We start from the raw sequence: 24,101 nt of genomic DNA on the forward strand, positions 1-24,101 counted from the left end.
GTAATCACCGGGCGACGACGGTGGAGGACATGAGCACCCCGTTCGCCGATTTCCGCCGCGTCGAGGAGATCAAGGCACCCGACGCCGGGAAGTCGGGACACATCGACATCGTGCAGATCACCGGCCTGTTCTTCGACGCGTTCATGAGCTACCTCGTACCCGGCCTCGGCCTGGAGCGCACCGCTGTCTTCTCGCCGACGGGCCGGCCGATCGTGCGGTCGACCAGCGTGGACGTGCAGGCGGAGATCCACCCGGGCCAGGTGCTGCAGGTCGGCGTGCGCGCGGCGACGCGCCGCTCGCGCTCGTTCACCCTGGAGGGCCTGCTCGCCCACGACGACCGCCCGGTGGCCCGTGGGGAGCTGGTGCTGGTGACCATCGACCCGAGCGCCGGCCGGTCGATCGAGATCCCGGCGCAGCTGTGGGCGGCCGTGGAACGCGTCGAGGGCCGCACGATCGCGGTCGAGCCGAAGCGTGCGTAGTTCTGGAGGAACAGACGTGAAGATCCGTACCGGTCAGCGCCTGCGCAGTGCGACGTGCGACGCCGAGGTGATGGTCCTGCGCGCCCCGGCCGACGACGTCGACCTGCGCTGCGGCGGCCATCCCGTGCACGACCGGCTGGTGTCGGCCGATCCGGCACCGCTCGACGACGCCTTCGCCGGCGGCACCGAGCTGGGCAAGCGCTACGTGAACGAGGACGGCTCCCTGGAGCTGCTCTGCGTCCACGCGGGGAAGGGCTCCCTGTCCGTGGGCTCGACGCCGCTGCAGATCAAGTCGGCCCAGCCGCTCCCGGCGTCGGACTGACCACGGCATGTCGACGGAGACGACAGCCGGGACCGAGCCCGCCGCGCTCGTCGGCCGCGCCGGGGCCCCGTTCCCGGTGCGGATCGAGCACGGCAAGGTGGCGGAGTTCGCCCGCGCCGTCGGGCTCGATCCGGCTGAGCTGGCCGGGTCCGACGGGGAACCGGTCCCGCCCGCCACGTTCCTGACGACGGCCCGTCTCTGGTCCGGGCCGGCCAACGACCCGTGGACCGGGGCCGGTCGCAACCGGTCCCGGGTCCTGCACGGCGAGCAGGAGTTCGTCTTCCACGGCCGCTGCCCGCGGGTGGGGGAGACGCTGACCGCGACCTCGCGGATCGAGTCCGTCTTCGAGAAGAGCGGACGCCGCGGCGGAACGCTCCGCTTCTCGGTCACCGTCACCGAGTTCCGGGACGCCGCCGGGACCCTGGTCGCCGAGGCGCGCAGCACCGGCATCGAGACGTCGCGGGCGGCCACCGGATGAGTGCCCCACCGAGCTGGAACGACCTGCAGGTCGGGGCCGCCCCGCCGGCGTACGTGGACGGCCCGATGACGCTGACCGACATCGTCCGCTACCAGGGCGCGTCAGGGGACCTGAACCCGCTCCACCACGATCCCGGCTACGCGCAGGCGGCCGGCTACTCCGGCCCGTTCGCGGTCGGGATGCGCCAAGCCGGTGTGCTCGCCGCGCAGGCGGGGCGCTGGCTGGGGCACGCGAACGTGCGCCGGTTCCGGGTGCGGTTCCAGGAGCAGGCGTGGCCGGGCGACGTCCTGGTCTACGAGATGCGGGTGACCGGCAAGCGCGAGGAGGGCGGGGAGCGGCTCGTCGACCTCGAGCTGACCTGCACGCGCCAGGGCGGTGGGGTGCACCTGCGCGGCACCGCCACCTACGCCGTACCGGACAGGAGCGGGGCATGAGCGACTCGCCGGACGACGTCGTCCTGTACGAGGTGGCCGACGGGGTCGCCATCCTCACCTTCAACCGGCCGGAGCGGAACAACGCCTGGAACCTCGATCTGGAGTTCCGCTACTTCGACCTGCTCGACGCGGCGGAGGCCGATCCCGCGGTGCGGGTCGTCGTCGTCACCGCGACCGGCCGGTGCTTCTGCCCGGGCGCGGACTTCCAGCGGCTCGACGCGAAGGCCAACGGTGCCCCGCCCCCGGAGCGGCGGCGGCCCATCAGCTACCCGTTCCACATCCGCAAGCCGATGATCGCTGCCATCAACGGGCCGGCGGCCGGGCTGGGGCTCGTGCAGGCCGCGCTGTGCGACGTGCGCTTCGCGGCGGTCGGCACCCGGATGACGACCGCGTTCACCCGGCGCGGACTGATCGCCGAGCACCTGATCTCCTGGTTGCTGCCGCGCCTGGTCGGGCACGGCGTCGCGAGCGATCTCCTGCTCTCCGGGCGCATGTTCACCGCGGAGGAGGCGTGCGCGATGGGGCTGGTGAACCGGGTGGTGCCGGCCGAGGACCTGCTCGCCGAGACCCTCGCCTACGCCAAGGACATGGCCGCGAACTGCTCGCCACTGGCGATGGCGCAGGTCAAGCAGCAGCTGCGCGCGGACTGGCTGCGCAGCCCCGAGGCCGCGCTCGCGTCGTTCGAGGAGCTGAACCTCGATCCGCGCCGCCGGGCGGAGCTGCGGGAGGGGGTGGCGAGCTTCCGGGAACGGCGCCCACCCCGGTTCCCGCCGCTGGCGGACGTGCACCAGATCGGGATCTGACGCCGCGGGTTGCGGAAATCCCCGTGCCGGTACGGATCCGCTGCGCGTGGCCGGGTGCCAGATTGGCGGCGGTCGAGGAACGCGTGGGTGCGGGAGGTCGAGACTCGATGCCGAGCGGATTCAAGGAGCGCTGTGCTGATCGTCGGCTCCGGCCACCGAGCGTCCCCGCGAGGGTGATCGCGCGGCCCCGGCTGGACCGGCTGTTCGCGGACTGCTTCGACCGGTTCGACGTCGTTGAGGTGCTCGCCTCGCCCGGGGCGGGCAAGACGGTCGCCGCGCAGCTGTACGCCGCGAAGTCGGGGCGGCGGGTCGCCTGGCTGAACCTGGACGCCACCGACGTCGTGGCGAACCAGTTCCTCGTCCACCTCGGGCGGGCGCTGGCGGTGCTGGACCCGGACATCCCGCGGCTGGTGGACGAGGCTCTGCGCAGCGGGGTCGCGGCCGTCGAGGTCGCCGCGGCGCTCGCCGACTCGGTCGCGGCGGACGATCTGCTGCTCGTCCTCGACAACTGCGAGGAGATCGCCGAGGACCCGGCCGCGGCCGGCATCGTCACCGCGCTGCTGACCTACCTGCCGACCAGCGCGCGGACGCTGCTGCTCACGCGGGAACCGCTGGAGTCGATGCTCGCCCGCATCGGGCTCGACGGCCGGGTGGGCCGCATCGGCGACGCCGATCTCGCGTTCGACGTCTCGGAGGCGCACGACCTGCTCGAGGCGGCCGGCCGGCGCGACGTCGACGTCGAGGAGCAGCTGGCGTTCACCGGTGGCTGGGCAGCCGGGATGACGTTCGCGATGCCGCTGGACGAGCGGGCGAGCCCGACCGACATGGCCGGGTACCTCAACAGCCAGCTGCTCGCCCGGCTGCCCGAGGAGGAGCAGGCGTTCCTGCTGCGCACGTCGCTGCTGACGGTGCTCACCCCGGCGAACGTCGAGGAGATGTGGGGTCCGGGCGGGCCGGCGCTGCTCCGCCAGATCGCCCGGCGGCGGCTGCTGTCCACCGTCGAGCCGGACGGCTCGGTCGTCCTGCACCCGTGCTTCCGGCAGTTCCTCTCCGAGCAGCTCACCCTGCGCATGTCGCACGAGCTGCCGGACGTCTGGCGCAAGCACGCGCGCATCCTCGCCGCCGAGGGGGAGTACGAGGCGGCGGTCGAGGGGCTGCTGCGGCTCGACCTGCTCGACGAGGCCGCGGTGATCGTCGAGCAGGCACTCGCCACCTTGTACGAGCGCGGCGCCTGGTCGCTCATCCTCGACTGGCTCGACGCACTCGGCGCCCGCCGGGTCGCGGAGCGCTCGCTGCTGATGGGCGCTCGGATCCGGGCGCTCACCCAGGAGCGGCGGCTGCCGGAGGCGCAGAGCCTCGTCCGGGAGCTGCACGAGTCCGGGCGGCTGCGGGCGGTGGCCGACGTCGATCCGGGCGTCGTCGCGTTCGTCGGCCTCGCGTTCGTGTGGAAACCCCAGGAAGGCCTGGCGATCACCGAGCAGTACTCGCCGGACCACCACGCCGAGGCGGTCCGCTACACGCTCAAGGTCACCAGCAGTGCCGGGACCGCGCTGCCCCCACCCGGGAACGACCTGGTGAAAGAGGTCCACACGACGTTCACGTGGGGGCTCTTCCTGCAGGGCCGCCTCGACGAGCTGGCGCAGTTCTACCCGCGGCCGGGCTCGACGCACTGGCCGCCGCGGGGCTTCTACCGGACCCCGCAGCCGCTGCTGAGCATGATCTGGCGCGGTGATCTCGAGGAGGTCCGGCGGCTGTGGGACGAGGTGCCGCTCGGCGCGCGGCAGCCGAACCACCCTGACCTGTCCCACAACCTGGAGGCGTGGATCCTGCTCGCCGAGGGCGACGCGGAGGCCGCCGTGCGGGCCGGCACCGTCTCCATCGGGCTGAGCCAGCGCACGCGCTACGGCTGGGAGCCGTACTTGCAGCTCGTCGTCGCCCAGGCGCTGCTGCGGCTCGGCCGCCACTCGGACGCGCGCACCGTGCTCGCCGAGGTGGTGGCCCGCTGCACCGCGCTCAAGAAGGCGGCCTACCTGGAGTGGGCACGGGCGTACGATGGGCTCGCCCAGCTGCTGACCGGCGGTGATCCGGCCGCGGCGGCCGCCACGCTGCGGACGTGCGTGGAGGGCATGCAGCGCGCCGGCCGGCGGGTCATGCTCCCCGGTGCGCTCGCTTACCTCGCCGAGGCCACCGCCCGGCTCGGGAACGAGGCCGAGGCGCGGGAGCTGTTCGCCGGCGCGGAGCGGCTGGCCGCCGAGACCAGGTGCGTGTTCCCGCTGGAGCAGGCCCTGCTCGACCTGCCGGAGCTGGCGAGGTTCCGCGGCACCGCTCGCCCCGGTCCCGACCGGCACCAGCCCGCGCGGACCGAGCCCGTCACGCCCCGGTCGATCGAGGTGCGGCCGTTCGGGCACCGGCCGGACATCTGCATCGACGGACGGCCGTGCGGCCTGCGCCGGCTCAAGGTGATCGAGCTGGCGGCGTACCTGGCCGCGCACGACGGCGTCGTGGCCCGCCACCAGGTGCAGCTCGACCTGTTCCCGGAGCACGATCGGCGCTCGGGCAGCAACTACTTCCGCCAGATCGCCCACCAGTTCCGCCGCGCCACCGGCGTCCCGCTCACGCGGAAGGACACCGACTGGGTCACGCTGGGGCCGGGCGCCGTGCTGACGTCGGTCGACGTGCGGTTGCAGAGCATCGCGGCGAACCGGTCCAGCGACGTCCTGTCGGACTTCCTCGCCGTCGCCGAGCACTGCGAGGGCACCTACCTGGCAGCCAGCTCGCTGCCGTGGGTCGATCGCCGCCGCTTCGAGCTCGACGTCCTGCGCGGCGAGGTGCTGCACGCCGCGGCGAACGCCGCCCTGGAGAAGGGGGACCTGGCGGTCGTGGAGCGGCTCGCCGAGAGCGCGCTGCGCGAGGACCCGTTCTGCGAGTGGGCGTTCAAGGCGCTCGACGCCGCGGCCCGCCAGAGCGGGCTCGTGGAGCGGCGCCGCTCGGTCTACCGCCGGGCCAAGACCGCGCTTGCCGAGCTGGAACTCACGCCGGAGGACATCGGGCTGCATCCGCCCCGGCTGGCCTAGGGCCGGCCCGCCACTGGCGCGATCGCCGCTCGCCGCCATGAGCCGAGTGAGACTTCTGCATCATTCGCGAGTAACTATCTCTTGTGAGTGTCTCTCGCAGAATGGTAGACATCCGCCCATCGCCGCCCCAAGGGAGGGGCGCCGCGTGAGGGGATGTTGCCGATGCATCGACGACTGCGGATCGCGGGAGCCTTACTCGCGGTCGCCGGCCTCACGGCCGTCGCCGCGTGCGGCGGACCCGCCGGGGGCGGGGAGGCCCCGCGGAACCAGCTCACCATCCTGTGGGCGGCCGACGCGACCGATCTCTCCACCGACAACGGCCTCGGCCTGCAGGTCAACGCCGGGGTGCACGAGCGGCTCGCGATCTACGACGCGCTCGTCGCGCTGACCCCGACGGCGGACATCGAGTACCGGCTCGCCGAATCGCTCACGCCGGACGGGCCCACGCGCTGGACGTTGACGCTCAAGCCGGGCCTGCGGTTCAGTGACGGCACCCCGCTCGATGCCGCGGCCGTGAAGTTCAACTGGGAGCGACTCGCAGATCCGGCGACGAAGGCGCCCAGCGCGCAGATCGCCCAGCAGATCGCGGGGCTCGACGTCGTCGACGAACGCACGCTCGCGATCACGCTGAAGGAGCCGAACGGACAGTTCCCCACGCTCGTGGCGCAGAGCGCGCTGACGTTCATCGGCTCGCCGACCGCCATGCAGGCCGATCCGGCCGGCTTCGGCAGCAACCCCGTCGGCGCGGGTGCGTACGTGCTCAAGGAGTGGGTGCGCAACGATCACTCGGTCTTCGAGAAGAGTCCCACCTCGGCGATCGAGGCACCCGTCGACCGGATCGAGGTGCGGATCCTCGCTGACGAGACCCAGCGCTACAACACGCTCGCCGCGGGCGGCGGCGACGTCGACTTCACGATCAACGCCAACACGGCCGCCAAGGCGGAGAAGGCCGGTCACCAGGTCGTGACCGGCCAGACCGACGGCGGTCTGAGCCTGCAGTTCAACACCGCCAAGCCGCCGTTCGACGACGTCCGGGCCCGCCGCGCGGTGGCGCTCGCCTTCGACGGCGCCGCCCTCGGCAAGAGCGTGTTCTCCGGTCTCGTCGAGGTACCGGAGACGCTCATGCGCGCGGAGTCGAAGTACTTCGCCGACGTCCCGCTCACCCGGGCGAACCGGGAGCAGGCGCAGGCGCTGCTCGACGAGCTGGCCGCGGAGGGCGAGCCGGTGTCGTTCACGATCCTGACGCCGCTCAACTTCCAGCAGGTGGCCGAGTGGTTCCAGTCCTCGGTCAGCGGCTACCGCAACCTCACGGTGCAGGTCGAGGCCGCGCAGACGACCGGCCAGCAGCTGTTCGCCGGCGACTTCGACGCCACCCTGATCGGGCTGACCCGGTTCATCGACCCCTACCCGGCGCTGGTCAACTTCGTCTCGTCCGGCGGCAGCACCAACTTCGGCAAGTACTCCGACCCGGCCGTCGACGCCGCTGCGCGGACGATCGTCACGAGCACCGACGAGGCGGAGCGCATCCGGGCCTTCGCCGACCTGCAGGCACGGATCGCGGAGGACCTGCCGTTCGCCGGCCCGTTCTACCGGATGCCCAACTGGTTCGTCCTCGCCGAGGGGATCGACGCGGCGGCGGTGCCGATCCTCAACGACGGCGTCATCGACCTGACCCGGTTCCGCCCGTGACCCGCCCGCTCGTCACGGCGGAGGAGGTCGCGGACCGCCTCGGCGACGACTCCGTCGTGATCCTCGATGTCCGCTGGCAGCTCGGCGGACCACCGGGCCGCCGGGCGTACCTCGCGGGCCACATCCCCGGCGCACGGTTCGTCGACCTGGAGACCGACCTGACCGGGCCGCCTCACCCGGGCGCCGGCCGGCACCCGCTCCCGGCGCGGACCGACCTCGCCGCCGCGGCGCGGCGCTGGGGCGTCCGGCCCGGCTGCACCGTCGTCTGCTACGACGACCGGACGGGCCCCGGCGCCACCCGCGCGTGGTGGTTGCTGCACGGCGCGCCCGACGTGGAGGTCTTGGTCCTGGACGGCGGGTTCAGCGCCTGGACCGCCGCCGGGCTCCCGGTCGAGACGGGCCCGGTACCCGATCCCGATCCCGGACCGCTCCCGGACGTCGGGCCCGGGCTCCCGGTCGTCGACGCCGACGCGGTCGCGCGGTGGACCGGACCACTGATCGACGTACGGGCCCCCGAGCGCTACCGCGGCGAGGAGGAGCCGGTCGACCCCGTCGCCGGCCACGTCCCCGGCGCGGTCAACGTCCCGGCCGGACGACTGACCGGCCCCGACGGCCGGATGCTCGATCCCGACCGGCTGCGCGCGCTCTTCGCCGCCGCAGGCGTGGACGACCGAACGGCGCGGGTGGCCGTCTACTGCGGCAGCGGGATCACCGCGACGCAGGGCGTGCTCGCCCTCCACCTCCTCCGTGTCCCCGCCGTCCTCTACCCGGGCTCGTGGTCCGGCTGGATCTGCGACCCGGCCCGGCCCATCGCCACCGACCTCCCCCGGAGCACGACGTGACCGACCGCGATCCCGAGCTGCAGCGCCTGCTGGACATCGAGGCCATCCGCACCCTGGTGGTGCGGTTCGTGCAGCTCGGCGACCAGAACGATCACCACGGCTGGATCGACGAGTGCCTGCACGACGACGTCGAGTGGGCGGTCCGGCACATCGACGACGACGCCAGGGTCACGGCGGGCGTCGACGTCCTGCACGGCAAGGAGGCCGTCCGCGAGGTCGTGACGACGGTCGGGTACCGCGGCATCGAGCCCGGGCTCTGGCACGGCAGCCACATCGTGAGCCCGCCCGTCGTGACCGTCGACGGGGACACCGCGCACGCCGTCACCGACGCGGTGTGGCTGTGGCACGTCCCCTCGGACGGTCCGCGGGGCGAGCTCACCGTCGGCGCGCTGACCTACGACGTCCCCGACTACCGGATCATCTCGGTCGTCCAGTGGCGAGACGAGCTGGTGCGCACCCCCGCGGGGTGGCGGATCAAGGTGCACCGGCCTGCCCGGCTCGGCACCGCGCCGAGGCGGAGCCCGTGAGCCCTGCGGTCCGGGCGGTTGCGGCGCGGCTGGCGCACCTCCTCGTGGTGCTCGCCCTGGTCAGCTTGGCCGCAACGCTCATGCTGGACCTGACGCCGGTCGATCCGGCGATCGTCATGCTGGGGGAGCAGGCGACGCCGGAACAGGTCGCCCAGGTCCACGCAGCGCTCGGGCTGGACCGGCCGTTCCTCGCTCGCTACGCCAACTGGGTCGCCGGGCTGCTCACCGGCGACTTCGGCACCTCCTACCGCACGAAGGTGGACGTGCTGGACGCGATCCTCGCGGCGCTGGCGGTCACCGGCGAGCTGATCGTGCTCTCCCTGCTGGTCGCGCTCGCCGTGTCGATCCCGATCGGGATCCTCACCGCCCACCACCGCGACGACTGGTTCGACCGGCTGTGGGTGGTGGTCTCGTCGGCGCTCGTGTCGTGCCCGCCGTTCGTCAGCGCCCTCGTGCTGGTGTTCGTCTTCGCGCTGCTCGCGCGGGACTGGCCGGTGCACTTCCCGGCGACCGGCTGGACCGCGTTCACGGCCGACCCCCTGGACAACCTGTGGCACGCGGCGCTGCCCGTCGTGACGCTCGCGCTGGTGCTCGTCCCGAACTTCTCCCGGGTGCTGCGCTCCGACCTGGTCGCCACGCTCGACGACGACTTCGTGCTGTTCGCGAAGGCGAAGGGGCTGCCGATGCGGCGGGTGCTGCTGCGCCACGCGCTGCGGCCGTCGTCGTTGTCGCTGGTGACCGTCGCAGGCATCAGCATCGGCCAGCTGATGGGCGGCGCGGTCGTCGTGGAGGTGCTGTTCGGGCTGCCCGGGCTCGGGCAGCTGCTGGTCAACGCGATCACGTTGAACGATCTTCCCCTCGTGCAGGGCGCCGTCGTGTTCATCGCCGCCGTCTACGTCGCCGCGAACGCCGCCGTCGATCTCTGCTACCGCGTCCTCGATCCGCGCCTGCGCGTCGCCCACGGAGTCGTGGCATGACGATCGAGGTCGCCGTGACCGCGCCGGACGAGGTCACGCCCGCCGGCAAGCGGTCGTTCGCCGTGTGGCTCGCGATCGCGTGGGTCGCGGTCGTGGTCCTCGCAGCCGTGTGCGCGCCGATCCTGCCGCTGCGGCCGGTCGACGAGATCGTCGACGGACTCGATCCCCGGCTCGCCCCGTTCTCGTCGTGGACCGAGCCCCTCGGCACGGACTCCATCGGCCGCAGCACACTGTCGCGGCTGGTGTTCGGCGCCCGCCAGTCGATGCTCGTCGGTACCGTCGCGATCACCGCAGCGCTGGTGTGCGGGCTCGTGATCGGCGTGTGCGCCGGGTACGTCCGCCGCGCCGTCGACCGCGTCACCGGGGTGGTCGTCGACGCCGTCCTCGCGATCCCGCCGCTGGTGCTGCTGCTGGCGATCGCCGCGGTCGGGCGGCGCGGCGCCGGCACGATCGCCCTCGGGCTGGCCGTGGTGTGCACGCCGAGCATCGCGCGGCTGGCCCGCGCGCAGACCCTGCAGCTGGCCGCCCGGCCGCACGTCACCGCGTCCCGCAGCCTCGGCGCGACCGGGCTGCGCATCGTCGTGCGCGACCTGCTGCCCGAGGTCGCGCTGCGGATCGCGCCGTACGCGTTCCTGCTGATGGCGTACGTGATCATCTCCGAGGCGTCGCTGAACTTCCTCGGGCTCGGGGTGCCGCCGCCGACGCCGAGCTGGGGCGGGATGATCAACGACGGGCGGCCCTACCTCGCCGACGAGCCGTGGCTGGTCTTCGTGCCCTCGCTGACGATCCTGCTGACCGTCGTCTCCTTCACCGTGCTGGGCGACCGGTTCCGGTCCTGGCTGGACGAACGCGAGGGCAGCCGATGAGCCTGCTCGAGGTCCGGGGGCTCTCGGTGCGCTTCCGCGCCGCGCACGCGGTGCGCGGCGTCGATCTCGACGTCGGAGCGGGGGAGTGCCTGGCGCTGGTGGGGGAGTCCGGCTCCGGCAAGTCGGTGACCGCGCGCGCCCTGCTCGGCCTGCTCCCGCCCACCGCCGAGATCGCCGGGCGGGCGGTCTTCGACGGGATCGACCTGCAGATCACGTCCGGGCGGCGCAGCCCGGTCGTCGGGTCCCGGCTGACGACGGTGTTCCAGGACCCGATGCGCGCGCTCAACCCCGTGCTGCGCATCGGCGACCAGATCACCGAGGTCCTGCGCCTGCACGCCGGGATGTCCCGCGCCGCCGCGCGGGTCCGGGCCGAGGAGCTGCTGGCCGCCGTCGGGATGGCGGACCCGGGCCGGCGGCTGCGGGCGTACCCGCACGAGCTGTCCGGCGGGATGCGCCAGCGCGTCTGCATCGCGATCGCGATCGCGTGCCGGCCGGCGCTCGTCCTCGCCGACGAGCCCACGACCGCGCTCGACGTGACCGTGCAGCGCCAGATCCTCGACCTCGTCGACGAGCTGCGCCGCGCGTCGGGGATGGCGATGGTGCTGATCACCCACGATCTCGCGGTCGTCGCCGGCCGCGCGGACCGGGTCGCGGTGATGCGCGCCGGGGAGATCGTGGAGAGCGGCCCCACCCGCGATGTCTTCACCGCGCCCCGGCACCCGTACACCGCGGCGCTGCTCGACGCGGTGCCGCGCATCGACGGGCCCCGTGCGGCCGCCGTGGTTGAGGGCAGTGCGGTGGAGGGTGTGCGATGACGGAACCCGCGCTGCGGATCGAGCACCTGACGGTCAGGTACCCACTCGGCGGGCGCCGGTTCGCCCACGCCGTCACCGACGTCAGCCTGACCGTGGCGCCGGGCGAGATCGTCGGGCTGGTGGGGGAGTCCGGCTGCGGGAAGTCCTCGGTGGCCCGCTCCGTGATGGCGCTGCGCCGGCCCGACGCCGGCCGGGTCCTGATCGGCGGCGTCGACGTGACCGCGCTGCGGGGGGCTGCGCTGCGCCGGGCGCGGCGGGACTTCCAGATGGTGTTCCAGGACCCGCGTTCGTCGCTCAACCCGCACCGCACGGTGCGCCAGATCCTCACCGAGGGCCTGGCGATCCAGCGCGTGCCGCGGCCGTGGGACGACCAGGTCGACGACGTCCTGCGGGCCGTCGGGCTCGACCCGGCGACGTACGCCGACCGGCGGCCCCGGCAGTTGTCCGGTGGGCAGTGCCAGCGGGTCGCCATCGCCCGCGCCGTCCTGCTGCGGCCGCGGCTGCTGGTGTGCGACGAGCCCGTGTCGGCGCTGGACACCACCGTCTCGGCGCAGGTGCTGGACCTGCTGCGTGATGTCCGCGACCGCTACGGCGTCGCGATCCTGTTCATCGCGCACGACCTCGCCGTGGTGCGCGGGCTCTGCGACCGGGTGGCCGTCATGTACCTGGGGCGGATCTGCGAGACCGGCGCCGTCGACGAGGTGCTGGCCAGGCCGCGGCATCCGTACACGCGCGCCCTGCTGGACGCGGTGCCGCGGCTCGACGGCGCCGTGCCCGCGGGCGAGGCGCTGCGCGGCGATCCCGCGTCGAACGTCGATCCGCCGTCCGGCTGCCGGTTCCATCCCCGCTGCGCGTACGCCTCGCCGCGGTGCGCTGCCGAGGAGCCCGTGCTCGCCGGGAAGGACGAGGCCGTGGCGTGCCACCACCCGCTCGCCCCGGTCAAGGCCGGGTGAACCGGTCGGCGCGGAACGGCTGCAGATCCACGGCCGGTTCCTCACCCAGCACGACCGCGGCGACGACGGCGCCGGCGAACGGGGCGATGGTCAGCCCGGCCGGGCCGAACCCGGTGGCGAGCACGATCTCCGGGTGGCCGGGCAGTGGGCCCAGCACCGGCAGACCGTCCGGGGTGAGTGGGCGGAACCCGACCCTCGTCTCGACGAGCGTGGCGTCCTGCAGCCCGGGTGCGAGGGTGAGGGCCTGCTGCAGGACCTGCATCTGGCCCGCGGCGGTGATGCGCAGATCGAAGCCCGAGCCGGTTTCGCGGGTCGCGCCGACCACCACCCGGTCGCCCGGGAAGGCCAGCAGGTAGTGGTCGCCGTCGAGCGGGGACACGACCGGCCACCCCGCCGTTCCCGTCCCCGGCGGCATGCGCAGGTGGCTGATCTGGCCGCGTTGCGGCTCGACCGGCAGGTCCACACCGAGCGGGGCCACCAGCCGTCCGCTCCACGCGCCCGCGGCGACCACGACGGCGTCGGCGCCGACCGGCTCCCCGTCGACGAGCACGCGGCCCGCCCCCAACTGGGCCGTGCCGGTGCGGACCTCGGCGCCGCGGCGGCGGGCCGCGTCGAGCAGGCTCGCGCGGATCTGGCGGCCGTCCACCCGGGCTCCACCGGAAACGTGGACGGCGCACAGATCGGGAGCCAGCGGCGGGACGACGTTGCGGGGTTCGCGACCGGTGAGCAGCCTGACCTCGCCCACCCCGGGGAAGGTCGCGGCGCGCGCGGTCAGCCGGCGGTGCGTGGCGTCGAGGGCCTCGGGGGAGCGGCTGACGATCAAGCGGCCCACCACCTCGTACGACGTCGGCTCCGGGGTGTCCCCGGCGAGCGCGGTGATCAGCTCCGGGTAGTAGGTGGCGGCCGGGCCGGCGAGGGCGAAGTACCGCTCGTCGGGGCTGGCCCAGGGCGCGACGATGCCGGCGCCGGCCGCCGTCGCGGGGCCGGGGCGTTCAGCGTCGACGACGGTGACGCGGGTGCCGCGGCGAGTGAGGTGGTAGGCGACCGAGGCGCCTGCGATGCCGGAGCCGATCACGAGCACGTGCATGGGGGTGAGGGTGCCAGGGATCCTGGGGTGCGAGTCGCGGATTCCGTGACCGCGAGTCGTGGGTTTCGAGGATGTGCTCCTGGCGGAGAGCCGCGTTCCTGCCAGGAGATGGCAGGAGAGCCACCGTGTTGCGCCCGGCTCCTTCGTCGCCGGATCGCGGCTCGTGCGCTCCCCGCGTCGACGACGGCCCTGCACCCGCTCGGGGCTCGCGGCCCGGTGCGTCGTCGAGGTGCGCCTGCGGTGCTCGCGTCCTCGTCCTCGGGTGCTGCGCGGTTCCTCGGGTGCTGCGCGCCTTCCTGCGATCAGCACGTCGACCACGACCCCCGGCCCGGCGACGGCGGACCGACCAGCTTCGACGACGGAGAAGGACGCTGCGCGGTCCGCACCCACGTCGAAGGGATCGCAGTCGCGCGCAGGCCCGCCCGCAGATCGTCATCGCCGAAGGACCAGTCGTGGCGGGTGCGGAGCAGTTCGTCGACGAGATCGGGCCGGTCGATGCCGGGGAGGTCCGGTGAGACGGGGTAGCCGGCGTTGGCCATGACCCGCTGCAGGAGCGTGGCTCGGGCGTTCGGGTTCGGGTGCGGGCAGCGCGATCGCTCAGGCGATCTCCAGGTGCTCGGGGACGGGTCAGGAAACTGATGCGGATACGGAAATCGGCGCGGACCGCCGCTATCCCCGCCGCGCCTCGGCCGGAACGCGGGACTCGGCCGACGAGACGCTGGACTCGCCGGGCCGGATGCGGGACTCGCCGAACGGTTCGCCCGCCAGCGCGGGGACCGCAGCGGGCGGCGGGATCAGCCTGCGGGCGCGTCGATCGACGGGAGTGCGTACTCACGCAGGACGATCGCGGTGAACCGCTGCTCGGCCACCCGCTCGAGCACGGAGTCGAGGTGCCGGCCGACGATGCCGTCGGGGTCGGTGTACCAGTCGTGGCTGTAGACGAGCCAGACGCGCCGGTGCCCGCGCAGCAGCTCGTCGATCCGCGGTACGTCGGCCTGCGTCATCCGCGGCTCCAGCACGCCCCGCTCGAACAGCTCGGCGGGCACCCCGTGCTCGTCGATCCGCGGGCCCACGCCCGTGTAGTAGAAGTCGAACGGGATCCGCGTCCACCCGGCGTTGAACAGCACGAGATCGCCCGGCTCCGCGGCCTCGGCCAGGTACAGCGCGGCGCCCTCCCAGTCCTCCGTGCTCCCGGCCCGGTAGTAGGAGACCAGCGAGACGGTGTTGAGGACGAGGAGCGCGGCCGTGGCCGCCGCGACCAGCGCGCGCCGGCGGATCCGGGACAGCGCGACGGCGGCGAGCACGATCAGCGGCACCGACGTCCAGATCAGCGTCTGCGAGTAGAAGATGGGGCGGCGGATGCTGGCCAGCAGCTCCAGCAGCAGCGGGCCGGCGAACAGCGCGAGCAGCAGCAACGCCTCCGGCCGGCCGCGCAGCCTCAGACATCCCGCCACGGCGAGCCCGACCGCGGCGAGCGCCACGACGGCGGTCAGCGGGCCGGGGGCGTGCGCGCTGAGCATGTTGCGCAGGTGCTCGGCGAGCGCGCCGAGCGTCGGCGGGGGCAGCCAGAACTCGGCGTCCACCTGCCCGGCCTGCTTGAGGAATCCGGGCAGCCACGGCAGCCAGCCGGCCAGCCCGAGCCCCAGCCCGAGCGCGAGCGGGCGCAGATCGGTGCGCCGCTGCGCGCTGATCAGCACGGTGGCGCCCGGGTCGACCGCCCCGTCGGGGGCGACGACGCGAGGGGGTGTCCGCCGGCGCACCGCGACGACCGCCACGACCCCGGCGAGCACCACCGGCAGCAGCACACCGATGTTGTGGCTGAGCATCGTGCCGGCCACACCCACCGCGAGCCCGGCGACGGCGGACCGGATCTCGCGCTGCGTCCGACCGCGGGTGTCGAGCAGGTACAGGGCGGCGAGCGTCGCGAGGGCGGCGAAGAACGTCAGCATCGTGTACATCCGCGCCTGCTGCGCGTACCAGACGTGCAGGGGGGACACCGCCTGCAGCACCGCCGCGAGCAGACCGACGACCGGTCCCGCGACCCGGCGGCCGATCAGGGCCACCACCGGCACCGTGGCGACGCCCCACAGCGCCGAGAACACCCGCAGCCCGGTCTCCCGGTCGTCGGGCGCGAGCCACAGGTGCAGCAGCGAGTAGTACACCGGCGGGTGCTGGTCGACCAGCAGCACGTAGCTCCAGATCGCGTCCAGCGGCTGCACGGCGAGCCACCAGCTGAACGCCTCGTCCACCCACAGGCTCTTCTCGGCGATCCCGACCAGGCGCAGCACGAGCGCGCCCACGGTCACCGCGACGACCGCTCCCACCCACCACGGGCGGGCCGCGGCGGGTGCGGCGTGGGTCATGCCCGCCCCGGCCGCATCACGGAGACCGCGTCGGCGCGCTCACCGACCACCAGGACCCGCCCGTCCGGTGCGACGGCGATCGCCACCGGCCCGGCCGGGGCCGCGACCGGCTCCGACAGCGACCGGTCCCCGGTGGTGAGCACCCGCACGAAGTCGCCGTCGCGGCCGGTCACGTACAGCTGCCCGCCGTCACGGCTGAGCGCGATCCCGACCGGGCTCGGCCCGATCGCGACCGTCCCGATCACCGCGTTCGTGGCGGTGTCGAGGATCGAGACGGTTCCGCCGTCCTGGTTGGTGACGTAGAGGCGGGAGCCGTCCGGGCTGACCACCGCACCCAGCGGGGCGTCCCCGACCGGCACGGTGGCCACGACCGCGCCGGTCTGCGTGTCGATCACCGAGACGTCGTCGGTGCCGAAGTTCGGTACGTAGAGGCGGCGGCCGTCGGGGCTGATGTCCATGCCGTACGGCTGGTCGCCGACCTTGATCGGTCGGCCGATCCGGCGCGTGGTGGCGACGTCGATCGTGACGATCTCGCCGCGGTCGGCCACCCCCGCGTAGAGCCGGGTGCCGTCGGGGGAGAGGGCGATGCCGTCGACGAACCCGCCGATCGGCACGGTCGCGGCGACCGTGTTCGTCGCCGCGTCGACGATCGTGACGGTGCCGGAGCCGGTGGTCGTGACGAACACCCGGCTGCCGTCGGCCGAGACCCGCACGCTGTTGGGGAGGGCCCCGACGGGGATCGGCGCGGCGACGGGCTCGCCGGTGGCGGTGTCGAGCACGGAGAGGGTGCCCGCGTCCTTGTTCGTGATGTAGGCGCGGCTCCCGTCGGGGCTCAGCGCGATCTCGGCCGGTGCGGCGCCGGTGGTGAAGGTGGCCACGGTGGTGAGCACCGGCCGGGCCGGCGGCTGGAAGACGAACAGCGCCAGCATGATCACTCCCGCGACGGCCAGCGCGGACAGCACCGACCCGATGACGATCAGCAGCGGGCTCGTCCGCTTGCGCCGGCGCGGTGCGCGGTCCGTCGGACCGGAGACCGCTGCCTCGGGTTCGAAGCCCCGCCCCGGGAGCACCGGCGCCGGCGTCGGCCGGCGGGGGATCGTGACCACGGTCGGGTCCGAGCCGGGATCGGCCGGCCAGCCCGCCGGCCGCGGTGCTGGGCCGGCGAGCTTCCAGGTCGGCCCGGCGAGCGGGTCATCGCCGAGGTCGGTCGGACCGGTGGTCGCCGGGGCGACCGGCGGATGCGGGGTAGTGGCCGCGGTGGCGGGGGTCTCCCAGAACCCCTGCTGGGGTGCCTCGGGTGCGGGGGGGCGCTCGGTCGGCTCGGGCGGTGCCGGCGGCGGGGGCGGCGGCTGCACCTCGGTCGGCGGCTCGGGCACGGCGACCGGGGTCTCACCGGACGCCGTGACGGTCTCCTCGGCCGGCGCCTTGCTCAGGGTGACGCGCGGCCCGGACGAGTCAGGCCCCACCGGGCCGGACGGCGTCCCGTCGGCTGCCGGGACCTCACCGGACGACGTCACGGTGTCCTCGGGCGCCGAGTCCGCGCCCGAGGACGGGGCAGCCGCGACCGCGGGGGCCGCGACGGACGGCGTCTCGACCGGCGGCAGTGACGAGGCGTCGGCGGTCGTGGTGGGCGGTGCTGAGCCCGCAACGGGGCGGAGCGCGTCGGCGGTGAGCGTCGACTCGGCGATCACCGGCGCCACCGCGGGCGCCACGGGCGGGGTCCAGGTCTCCAGCAGCTCCCGGGCCGCGGCGGCGAGGGCGCCGCAGCTGTCGTAGCGGTCGGCGGCCTTCTTCGCCATGCCGGTGGCGATGATGTCGTCCAGCCCCGGCGGCACGCCGTCGGCCAGCTCCGACGGGCGCGGGATCGGCCGGTTGAGGTGCGCTTGCAGCTGCCCCAGCAGGTCGTCGGCCAGGTACGGCTTGTGGCCGACCACGATCTCGAACAGCAGGCAGGCCAGCGAGTAGACGTCGACGCGGTGGTCCCACGGCTCACCGACCATCCGCTCGGGCGCCATGTACGACGCGGTGCCGAGCGCGAGCCCGGGCCGGCTGAGGGTGGAGCCGCCGATGTTGGCGGCCACGCCGAAGTCGGTGAGGTAGGCGAACCCGCGCTCCACCACCTGCTCGGGTTTGCCGACGAGCAGGATGTTGGACGGCTTCACGTCCCGGTGGACCAGGCCGTCCTCGTGCGCGGCGTCGAGGGCGTCGGCGATCTGCGAGACGATGTCGACGGCGCGGGGCAGCGTGAGCGGCCCCTTCCTGAGCACGGTGCCGAGGTCGACACCCTCGACCAGGCGCATGTCGATGTAGAGCTGGCCGTCGATCTCGCCGTAGTCGTGGATCGGGACGACGTGCGGTTCCCGCAGCTTGGCCGCGAGCGCCGACTCGCGCTGGAACCGGGTGCGGAACTCCTCGTCGGTGGCGAGGTGGCGGGGCATCCGCTTGATCGCGACGACGCGGTTGCGGCGGGTGTCGTAGGCCCGGTAGACGACGCCCATCCCGCCCCGGCCGATGACCTCGTCCAGGCGGTAGTGCCCGAACATGCCGATGATGCGGGTCGGCTCGTCGGCGGCCGACCCGCCCGTGGGGCCCACCACCGGGTCAGCACCCATCCTCGATCCCCTCCCGATCCGGTGCGCAGCCCGTGGCGAAGCCGCGCGTCCGGGTCGCCGTCGCGTCCGGGGCCAGCAGGGTCACCAGCCGGTCCTCCAGCGGCCCGGCCAGCGCCGCGATCCCGGCCCCGGTGAGGTGAACGCCGTCGCCGAACCGGGGCGCGCCCGGCTCCCCCACGGTGCGGCAGTACCCGACTGGGCACAAGGGCCCGTCGGGGTCGAACCGGACGAGCGCGGCGTGCGTCGCCACCGCCTCGACGAGCAGCGCGTCGAGGCAGCTGCTGCGGGCGTCGGCGGACGGACGGCCGGTGTCGGTGCCCAGCGCGGGGACGAGGACCGGACGGCCGGGTGCGCCAGCGGTGAGCGCCCCGACGGCGTCGGTGACCAGCGCCCGGTAGAGCGCCCGGAACGCCGGGTCGCACGGTGCCGGCAGGGTGCTCGGCGCCCGGCGCGGCGCCGCGTCGGCGGACAGGTCGAGCACGACCGCGACCGGCCGGGTGGCGGCGACCGCGGCCCGCCAGCGGGCTGCGGTGCCGGTGCAGTCCGGGGCCGGTAGCGGGGCCTGGGCGAGCGCGGTCGGGCGGCTCGGCGAGTCCGGCACGGGCGGGTCGGGCAGCAAGCCGCACCCGGGGCGGGTCGCGTCGACCACGGAGAACCGCGACGCCGCGAGGGCCGCGGCGGCATCGGCCCCGCTGGAGCCGCCGAGGACGAGGACGGCGGGTCCGCCGGTGCTCCCGACCGGGCGCCGGTCAGCGAGCACGACGGTCGCGGCGAGCCCGGCGACCAGCGCGGCCGCGAGCCCGGCCCGCAGCACCGCGCCGATGCGGGGCGGGTGGCCGGCGGCGGCGTCGCGGCGGCGGCGCAGCAGGCCGTCCTGCACGAGGAGGCCGAGGAACCAGGCCAGCGCGGTGCCGACGGCGATGAGCGCGAACGGCCGCGCCCCCGGCACCGCGAGCTGGATCAGCCAGAACACCGGGGCGTGCAGCAGCAGGATCGGGTACGCCGAGCGGCCCAGCTCGAGCGGCAGCCCCCGGCCGAGCACCCCGGCGAGCTTCCCGGCCGGCTCGCCGCTGTCGAGGTGCAGCGCCAGCAGCACCAGGGCGGTGGCGAGCGCGGCGGACGCGGGCCCGCCGGTGGCGAGCCAGTCCTCGCGCCAGCGCGTCGCCACGACGGCGGACGCGACGAGTCCGCCGAGGCCGAGCGCCGCGAGCGGCCACGCGGCCCGGTGCGTCGGCCGGGGCAGGGCCGCGGCCGTGGCTCCCGCGGTGGCGCCGAGCAGGAACTCGGCGGCCCGCACGTGGCTGCCGAACGCCAGCTCGACCGGGTCGGCGCCCCAGCGGGCCCGCAGCAGGCCCGCGGCGACCGAGAGCACCGCCAGCAGGGCCACCACGGCGACGATCCGCAGCGCCCCGCGGCCCGCGCGCACGCGCAGCACCCACCGCAGGCCGTGCAGCACCAGCGGCCAGAGCAGCGTGAACTGCACCAGCAGGGCGATCAGCCACAGCGTCCCGAACGGGTCGATCCGGTCGAGTCGGGTGGCGTACCAGTCCCCGTGCGCGAAGAGCAGATCGGTGAGTTCCGGGGGGAGCGGCAGAGCGCCGGCCCGCAGGAGTTCCACCCAGTTCTGCACCCCCAGCAGCCCGCCGGCCGCGTCGACGGCGGCCTGCCCGACCTGCTGGGTGCGGCCGAGGAGCGCGACCGCGGCGAGCCCGGCCAGCAGCACGAGCAGCAGCAGCGGGCCGTGCCGGCCGAGCTGGTCGCGGTACCAGGCACCGAGGCGGACCGGCCAGCCCGCGGTGTCCTTCGCCGTGAGCACGGTGACCGTCACGACGAACCCGGCTGCGGCGAGCACGAGATCGGGGCCGAGCAGCTCGACGGCGAACCCACCGCTGGTCTGCAGCGCCACCACGAGGACGGCCAGCCCGGCGAAGGCCGTGACGGCCGGCGGAACGGCGCGCCCGGGCGCGACGGCGCTCATCCCGCCCGCCCCCACTCAGCGAAGCAGTCGCGCATCGCCGGCTGGGCCGCGCGGCCGAGCCAGGAGTCGTGCAGGTCGTTGACGGGATCGGCGGCGGCCGGGTCCACGTCGAAGCCGATCTTCCACCAGTACAGCCCGCCCAGGTCGCGGTCGCGGGCCGCGCGGCAGGCGGCGACGAACCAGCGCCGCTGGACGTCCTCGTCGAGCTCCGCGCCGTCCCGGTGCGGGACAGCGGGGTTGAGCAGGGTCTCCGCCTCCGCGGCGGCGCCGACCTCGGAGAGCACGACGCCCGGGCCGATGCGGGCCTCGGCGAGCCACTGCGACCAGGCGGTGGTGAGCCGCTCCTCGTCGTCGCGCGGGGTCACGTCGAGCCACGGGTAGGCGTCGACGGTGACGACGTCGACCGGGATCCCGGCCTGCGCGGAGGTGTAGGCGTCCCAGTTGGCCGAGTAGGACAGCTGGCCGCGGTAGACCTCGCGGGCGCGGGCGACCAGCCCGACCCAGTGCCGGTCGCGCTGCAGCGTGTTCAGCTCGGCACCCACGACCACCGTGTCCACACCGACGCGCTGGGCGACGTGCAGGTACGGCGTCAGGAACGCTTCGTAGGAGGCGTACCACGCGTCGACGTCGGCCGGCAGCAGCTTGCCGCGCCACGCGCGCGGGTCCTGCTCCATCAGGTTCGCCTCGTCCAGCAGCGGCCGCAGCGTGGTGCGCAGACCCATCGCCTTCGCCTGGGCGAGCACGAGCCCGACCCGCTCGGGAGAGGGCGTGCGCTCGTCGGCGTGCACCGTGCTCGCGGTGAGCGACTCGGTGAAGAACGGGAAGGTGATCGCCACGGCGTTGGCCTCCATGCCGATCACCTGGGCGAACAGCCGACGGGCCTTCGCGAGCACCACCTCGTCGGGGTCATCGGGGTTGTTGACCCAGTAGACCTGCACCCCCAGCTCGGGCACGCCGGGCCGCCAGGGCGCGGCGACCGCGGGCCCGGTCCGCGGTGGGGTCGGGACGGGTCCGGTGGCCGACAGCAGCGCCCGGGCGACCGGCGGGTCGGGCTCGGCGGCCGGGACGGTCCAGCTGCCCAGCGCGACCGCCAGCGCCGCGGCGACACCGGCGGTCCAGCGGATGAGGCTCGTGCGGTTCACAGCGGCTTCGCGATCACGGTGAAGGTGGTCTCGCCGTGGCGCACGAAGCGGACGACGCCGCAGAGCACGCCCGCGGCCTCCCACAGGGAGAACAGCGGCATGAGCGCGACCACAGCGATCCGCTCCCACCAGCGCCGACGGCCGTCGGCGGAGGCGCGGGCGTTGAGCTTGAGCCCCTCCCAGTAGGTCCAGACCTGGTAGGCGATGTTCATCGCCCACACCGGCAGGAGCGCCGCGGTCACGGGCAGGGTGTCGAGGTCGCCCAGCAGCGCGCCGGCGACGAGGACGACGGCGACGTGCTGCAGCGGCCCGCAGCCCCAGATGATCATGTTGTGGATCAGCAGGAGCCGATGGCGCAGCGGCACCGATCGGTTCACCGACAGCTCCATCAGCCCCCAGGCCCAGCGCTCGCGCTGGCGCACCAGATCGGTGACGCTCGCCGGCGTCGCCCCGAGGGACCGGCCGGCGAACCAGTCGCTGCGGCCCGGGTAGCGGTCGGCGAAGTGCAGCGCGAACTGGGCGTCCTCGACGATGGCGCGGGGCCCGAAGTCCCAGCCGATCTCGGCCTCGACCGAGGCGCGGACCAGCAGCAGCTCGCCGTGCACGCCGGCCCGGGGGGTGCCGGTACCGGTGGTGAGCGCGAAGGTCGACAGATCGCACGCGGGGCGGACGGCGTCGGCGAGCCACAGCAGCCGCTGCGCCCCGTGCTCGCGCGGGTAGGTGAGCACGCCCTGGGCGAGGTGCTTCGCGGCGGCGCCGCGGCCGCGCTGGGCGTGCACGAAGCGGGCGATCGCCGCGCTGGTGTCCACGTCGACGCCGGTGTCGTCGTCCATGTGCAGCACCCACACGTCGTCGCGGGCCTCGCCCTCGCGGATGCGCAGCTCGTGGGCGTAGTGGTTGGCGCGGGCCTTGAACCGGGTGCCGGCGGGGGTGCGGTAGGCCCGGGGCACGATCACGATGCGCACCTGCGGGCCGGCGAGCAGGGCGATCCGGCCGAGCGCCTCGCAGCCCTCCTCCACGACGACGTCGACGCGCATGCGGGGGAAGTGGGTGGGCAGGGCGCGGCGGTAGGAGCGCACGACCCGCTCCAACGCCGGGTAGGTCGCGAACCGACCGATCGTGGGGACGACGACCAGCAGCTTCGCGTCGTGGACCGGCGGCGGGGGCGGCTCGCGGCGCAGCCCGCGCAGGCGGCGGAGGGTGCGGATCGCGCCGGCGATGCCGATCAGCGAGGCGCTGCACGGCAACGTCCAGAGGATGGTGGTGACCCACGAGAGGGTCCCGGTCGTGGCGCCCTGCTGGGAGAAGGTCCAGCCGGAGACCGAGATCGCCACCAGGAACGTCACGACGAACGACGTCACGCCCGGCCGTACCGGGCTCGGGGGCTGCAGCCGGGGCGGGACCTGAAGCCGGACGGTGGGCTGCGGGCTCGCGGGGTACCGGGGAGTGGGTGTGGTGGCGGCGGTGCTCCCGGTCGTCGTCACGCCTCCCCCCGACGTCGATCGTGGACCGCTCTCGACAGACCGAGCAGCAGCGGCACCGGACGATGCTGCACCGATCGATGTTGTGACGGTCGCCACCGCCGCCCCGGTACCCCCGCTCGCCATGGCCGCAAGCATCGCCGTCCGGGGCCGGGAGCCGGAATGCCCGCGGCGGGACGTGATCGTCGCGCGGGCGTCAGCCTTTGCTTACCGACCGGCAACCCCGGCCGGCGCCGACGACGGTTCCTGCAGGTCAGGATCGGGTTGGCCACCGTCCGCCCGTCCACCGTCGTGTTCCTTCCCAGCGCCGACCGCCGCCCCGGCGATGCCGGTCGGCCGTTCCGGGGAGCTCCGCAGCGCCGGGGAGTCGTCCCGAAAGTCCACAATGGAATCTTCCCGCGGTCCCCGACGCGGCTCCCACCACCCCGGTCGCACCGCGCAAGATGTGCGGTGTGAGTGCTGACACGAGCGTGTTCGACGTGGACCTGGTCGCCCTCGACGGGTCCCCGCTGGATCCGGCGACGCTGCGCGACAAGGTGGTGCTGGTCGTGAACGTGGCGTCGAAGTGCGGGCTGACCCCGCAGTACGAGGGCCTCGAGGAGCTGCAGAAGCGCTACGGCGACCGCGGGTTCACCGTCCTCGGCGCCCCGTGCAACCAGTTCGCCGGCCAGGAGCCGGGGACGCCGGAGGAGATCGCGACCTTCTGCTCGGCGACCTACGGGGTCACGTTCCCGCTGCTGGAGCGGCTGGACGTGAACGGCCAGTCGCGCCACCCGCTGTTCACCCGGCTCACCGCGCACCCCGACGCGGAGGGCCGGGCCGGTGACGTGGAGTGGAACTTCGAGAAGTTCCTCGTGTCGCGGTCCGGCCAGGTGATCGGGCGGTTCCGGCCGCGCACCGCCCCGACCGACGAGGCCGTGACCAGCGCGATCGAGGCCGCCCTCGACGCGTCCACCCCGAGCGGCGAGCAGGGCTGGGAGAAGGGCGTCGCCGCCGACGTCCGGCCGGGCGACCGGGTGCGCGTGCCCGCCCGCGACGTCGAGCTGCAGGTGACCCGGATCGATCCGGCCTTCTTCGGCAACGACGCCATGGTCGCGCTGATCGAGGACACCCCGAGCCGGTGGTTGAAGGTGCCGGCGCAGGTGGACACCGAGGTGGAGATCCAGCGCGCGAGCTGAC

20 protein-coding genes and 1 pseudogene are annotated in these 24,101 nt (G+C 74.3%); 14 read left to right on the forward strand and 7 right to left on the reverse strand.

Annotation, left to right across the window (positions count from 1 at the left end):
* Positions 1-29: 29 nt before the first annotated feature.
* The 13 genes from BUE41_RS15380 (at position 30) to BUE41_RS15440 (ending at position 12,259) form a co-directional block, all read left to right on the forward strand.
* A complete protein-coding gene (locus tag BUE41_RS15380) occupies positions 30-479 on the forward strand; it encodes an acyl-CoA thioesterase (protein WP_073457799.1) in 450 nt (149 codons plus the stop codon).
* Positions 480-495: 16 nt separating this feature from the next.
* Positions 496-801, forward strand: a complete 306-nt coding sequence (locus tag BUE41_RS15385; protein ID WP_200803926.1) for a hypothetical protein — start codon at positions 496-498, stop codon at positions 799-801.
* A gap of 7 nt (positions 802-808) precedes the next feature.
* Complete coding sequence (locus BUE41_RS15390) at positions 809-1,279, forward strand: FAS1-like dehydratase domain-containing protein (protein WP_073457800.1); 471 nt, start codon at positions 809-811, stop codon at positions 1,277-1,279.
* Positions 1,276-1,713, forward strand: a complete 438-nt coding sequence (locus BUE41_RS15395; protein WP_073457801.1) for a MaoC family dehydratase — start codon at positions 1,276-1,278, stop codon at positions 1,711-1,713. The genes BUE41_RS15390 and BUE41_RS15395 overlap by 4 nt, the downstream gene beginning before the upstream one ends.
* Positions 1,710-2,516 (forward strand): enoyl-CoA hydratase-related protein, encoded by an 807-nt coding sequence (locus BUE41_RS15400; protein ID WP_073457802.1) that lies wholly within the window; start codon positions 1,710-1,712, stop codon positions 2,514-2,516. The genes BUE41_RS15395 and BUE41_RS15400 overlap by 4 nt, the downstream gene beginning before the upstream one ends.
* A 173-nt stretch (positions 2,517-2,689) precedes the next feature.
* Complete coding sequence (locus tag BUE41_RS15405) at positions 2,690-5,590, forward strand: winged helix-turn-helix domain-containing protein (RefSeq protein WP_073457803.1); 2,901 nt, start codon at positions 2,690-2,692, stop codon at positions 5,588-5,590.
* Positions 5,591-5,752: 162 nt separating this feature from the next.
* A complete protein-coding gene (locus BUE41_RS15410) occupies positions 5,753-7,279 on the forward strand; it encodes an ABC transporter substrate-binding protein (protein ID WP_073457804.1) in 1,527 nt (508 codons plus the stop codon).
* Positions 7,276-8,121: a sulfurtransferase gene (locus BUE41_RS15415; protein ID WP_073457805.1), complete on the forward strand. Its 846-nt coding sequence runs from the start codon at positions 7,276-7,278 to the stop codon at positions 8,119-8,121. The genes BUE41_RS15410 and BUE41_RS15415 overlap by 4 nt, the downstream gene beginning before the upstream one ends.
* Positions 8,118-8,648 (forward strand): nuclear transport factor 2 family protein, encoded by a 531-nt coding sequence (locus tag BUE41_RS15420; RefSeq protein WP_073457806.1) that lies wholly within the window; start codon positions 8,118-8,120, stop codon positions 8,646-8,648. Before BUE41_RS15415 ends, BUE41_RS15420 begins: the two co-directional genes overlap by 4 nt.
* Entirely contained in the window at positions 8,645-9,625 is a 981-nt protein-coding gene (locus tag BUE41_RS15425) for an ABC transporter permease (protein WP_073457807.1), read from the forward strand. Before BUE41_RS15420 ends, BUE41_RS15425 begins: the two co-directional genes overlap by 4 nt.
* On the forward strand, positions 9,622-10,491 hold the full coding sequence (locus BUE41_RS15430; protein WP_073457808.1) for an ABC transporter permease: 870 nt from the start codon (positions 9,622-9,624) through the stop codon (positions 10,489-10,491). Before BUE41_RS15425 ends, BUE41_RS15430 begins: the two co-directional genes overlap by 4 nt.
* Positions 10,488-11,306: an ABC transporter ATP-binding protein gene (locus BUE41_RS15435; protein ID WP_073457809.1), complete on the forward strand. Its 819-nt coding sequence runs from the start codon at positions 10,488-10,490 to the stop codon at positions 11,304-11,306. Before BUE41_RS15430 ends, BUE41_RS15435 begins: the two co-directional genes overlap by 4 nt.
* A complete protein-coding gene (locus BUE41_RS15440; RefSeq protein ID WP_073457810.1) occupies positions 11,303-12,259 on the forward strand; it encodes an oligopeptide/dipeptide ABC transporter ATP-binding protein in 957 nt (318 codons plus the stop codon). Before BUE41_RS15435 ends, BUE41_RS15440 begins: the two co-directional genes overlap by 4 nt.
* On the opposite strand, the gene BUE41_RS15445 is transcribed toward BUE41_RS15440, so the two are convergent.
* The 7 genes from BUE41_RS15445 to BUE41_RS15475 form a co-directional block, all read right to left on the reverse strand.
* The gene (locus BUE41_RS15445) at positions 12,246-13,346 is read right to left on the reverse strand and encodes an NAD(P)/FAD-dependent oxidoreductase (RefSeq protein WP_073457811.1); all 1,101 of its coding nucleotides are present in this window, start codon (positions 13,344-13,346) and stop codon (positions 12,246-12,248) included. The two genes, BUE41_RS15440 and BUE41_RS15445, sit on opposite strands and share 14 nt — an antisense overlap.
* A 302-nt stretch (positions 13,347-13,648) precedes the next feature.
* Positions 13,649-13,885 carry a hypothetical protein gene (locus tag BUE41_RS15450; protein WP_073457812.1) on the reverse strand — a complete coding sequence of 79 codons (237 nt, stop codon included), beginning with the start codon at positions 13,883-13,885 and terminating at the stop codon, positions 13,649-13,651.
* Between the two features lie 255 nt (positions 13,886-14,140).
* Positions 14,141-15,709 (reverse strand): glycosyltransferase family 39 protein, encoded by a 1,569-nt coding sequence (locus BUE41_RS15455; protein WP_073457813.1) that lies wholly within the window; start codon positions 15,707-15,709, stop codon positions 14,141-14,143.
* A complete protein-coding gene (locus tag BUE41_RS15460; RefSeq protein WP_084755107.1) occupies positions 15,706-18,321 on the reverse strand; it encodes a serine/threonine-protein kinase in 2,616 nt (871 codons plus the stop codon). Before BUE41_RS15460 ends, BUE41_RS15455 begins: the two co-directional genes overlap by 4 nt.
* Positions 18,311-20,299, reverse strand: coding sequence for an acyltransferase family protein (locus tag BUE41_RS15465; protein ID WP_143172182.1), 1,989 nt, complete (start codon positions 20,297-20,299; stop codon positions 18,311-18,313). Before BUE41_RS15465 ends, BUE41_RS15460 begins: the two co-directional genes overlap by 11 nt.
* The gene (locus BUE41_RS15470; protein ID WP_073457816.1) at positions 20,296-21,441 is read right to left on the reverse strand and encodes a glycoside hydrolase family 113; all 1,146 of its coding nucleotides are present in this window, start codon (positions 21,439-21,441) and stop codon (positions 20,296-20,298) included. The genes BUE41_RS15465 and BUE41_RS15470 overlap by 4 nt, the downstream gene beginning before the upstream one ends.
* Positions 21,438-22,925 (reverse strand): glycosyltransferase family 2 protein, encoded by a 1,488-nt coding sequence (locus BUE41_RS15475; protein ID WP_200803928.1) that lies wholly within the window; start codon positions 22,923-22,925, stop codon positions 21,438-21,440. The genes BUE41_RS15470 and BUE41_RS15475 overlap by 4 nt, the downstream gene beginning before the upstream one ends.
* Positions 22,926-23,365: 440 nt before the next feature.
* Between BUE41_RS15475 and BUE41_RS32435 the strand changes: the two are divergent.
* Positions 23,366-23,866, forward strand: a pseudogene (locus BUE41_RS32435) (glutathione peroxidase); the annotation flags it as partial.
* Positions 23,867-24,101: the final 235 nt, after the last annotated feature.

The sequence above is a fragment of the Pseudonocardia thermophila genome, from assembly GCF_900142365.1.
Taxonomy (GTDB): domain Bacteria; phylum Actinomycetota; class Actinomycetes; order Mycobacteriales; family Pseudonocardiaceae; genus Pseudonocardia; species Pseudonocardia thermophila.

What these genes read in the sequence shown, in the direction of transcription:
- BUE41_RS15380 (WP_073457799.1), top strand. Translation starts at nt 30, where the DNA reads ATGAGCACCCCGTTCGCCGATTTCCGCCGCGTCGAGGAGATCAAGGCA.
- BUE41_RS15390 (WP_073457800.1), top strand. Translation starts at nt 809, where the DNA reads ATGTCGACGGAGACGACAGCCGGGACCGAGCCCGCCGCGCTCGTCGGC.
- BUE41_RS15395 (WP_073457801.1), top strand. Translation starts at nt 1,276, where the DNA reads ATGAGTGCCCCACCGAGCTGGAACGACCTGCAGGTCGGGGCCGCCCCG.
- BUE41_RS15400 (WP_073457802.1), top strand. Translation starts at nt 1,710, where the DNA reads ATGAGCGACTCGCCGGACGACGTCGTCCTGTACGAGGTGGCCGACGGG.
- BUE41_RS15410 (WP_073457804.1), top strand. Translation starts at nt 5,753, where the DNA reads ATGCATCGACGACTGCGGATCGCGGGAGCCTTACTCGCGGTCGCCGGC.
- BUE41_RS15430 (WP_073457808.1), top strand. Translation starts at nt 9,622, where the DNA reads ATGACGATCGAGGTCGCCGTGACCGCGCCGGACGAGGTCACGCCCGCC.
- BUE41_RS15435 (WP_073457809.1), top strand. Translation starts at nt 10,488, where the DNA reads ATGAGCCTGCTCGAGGTCCGGGGGCTCTCGGTGCGCTTCCGCGCCGCG.
- BUE41_RS15440 (WP_073457810.1), top strand. Translation starts at nt 11,303, where the DNA reads ATGACGGAACCCGCGCTGCGGATCGAGCACCTGACGGTCAGGTACCCA.
- BUE41_RS15445 (WP_073457811.1), bottom strand. Translation starts at nt 13,346, where the DNA reads ATGCACGTGCTCGTGATCGGCTCCGGCATCGCAGGCGCCTCGGTCGCC.
- BUE41_RS15450 (WP_073457812.1), bottom strand. Translation starts at nt 13,885, where the DNA reads ATGGCCAACGCCGGCTACCCCGTCTCACCGGACCTCCCCGGCATCGAC.
- BUE41_RS15455 (WP_073457813.1), bottom strand. Translation starts at nt 15,709, where the DNA reads ATGACCCACGCCGCACCCGCCGCGGCCCGCCCGTGGTGGGTGGGAGCG.
- BUE41_RS15460 (WP_084755107.1), bottom strand. Translation starts at nt 18,321, where the DNA reads ATGGGTGCTGACCCGGTGGTGGGCCCCACGGGCGGGTCGGCCGCCGAC.
- BUE41_RS15465 (WP_143172182.1), bottom strand. Translation starts at nt 20,299, where the DNA reads ATGAGCGCCGTCGCGCCCGGGCGCGCCGTTCCGCCGGCCGTCACGGCC.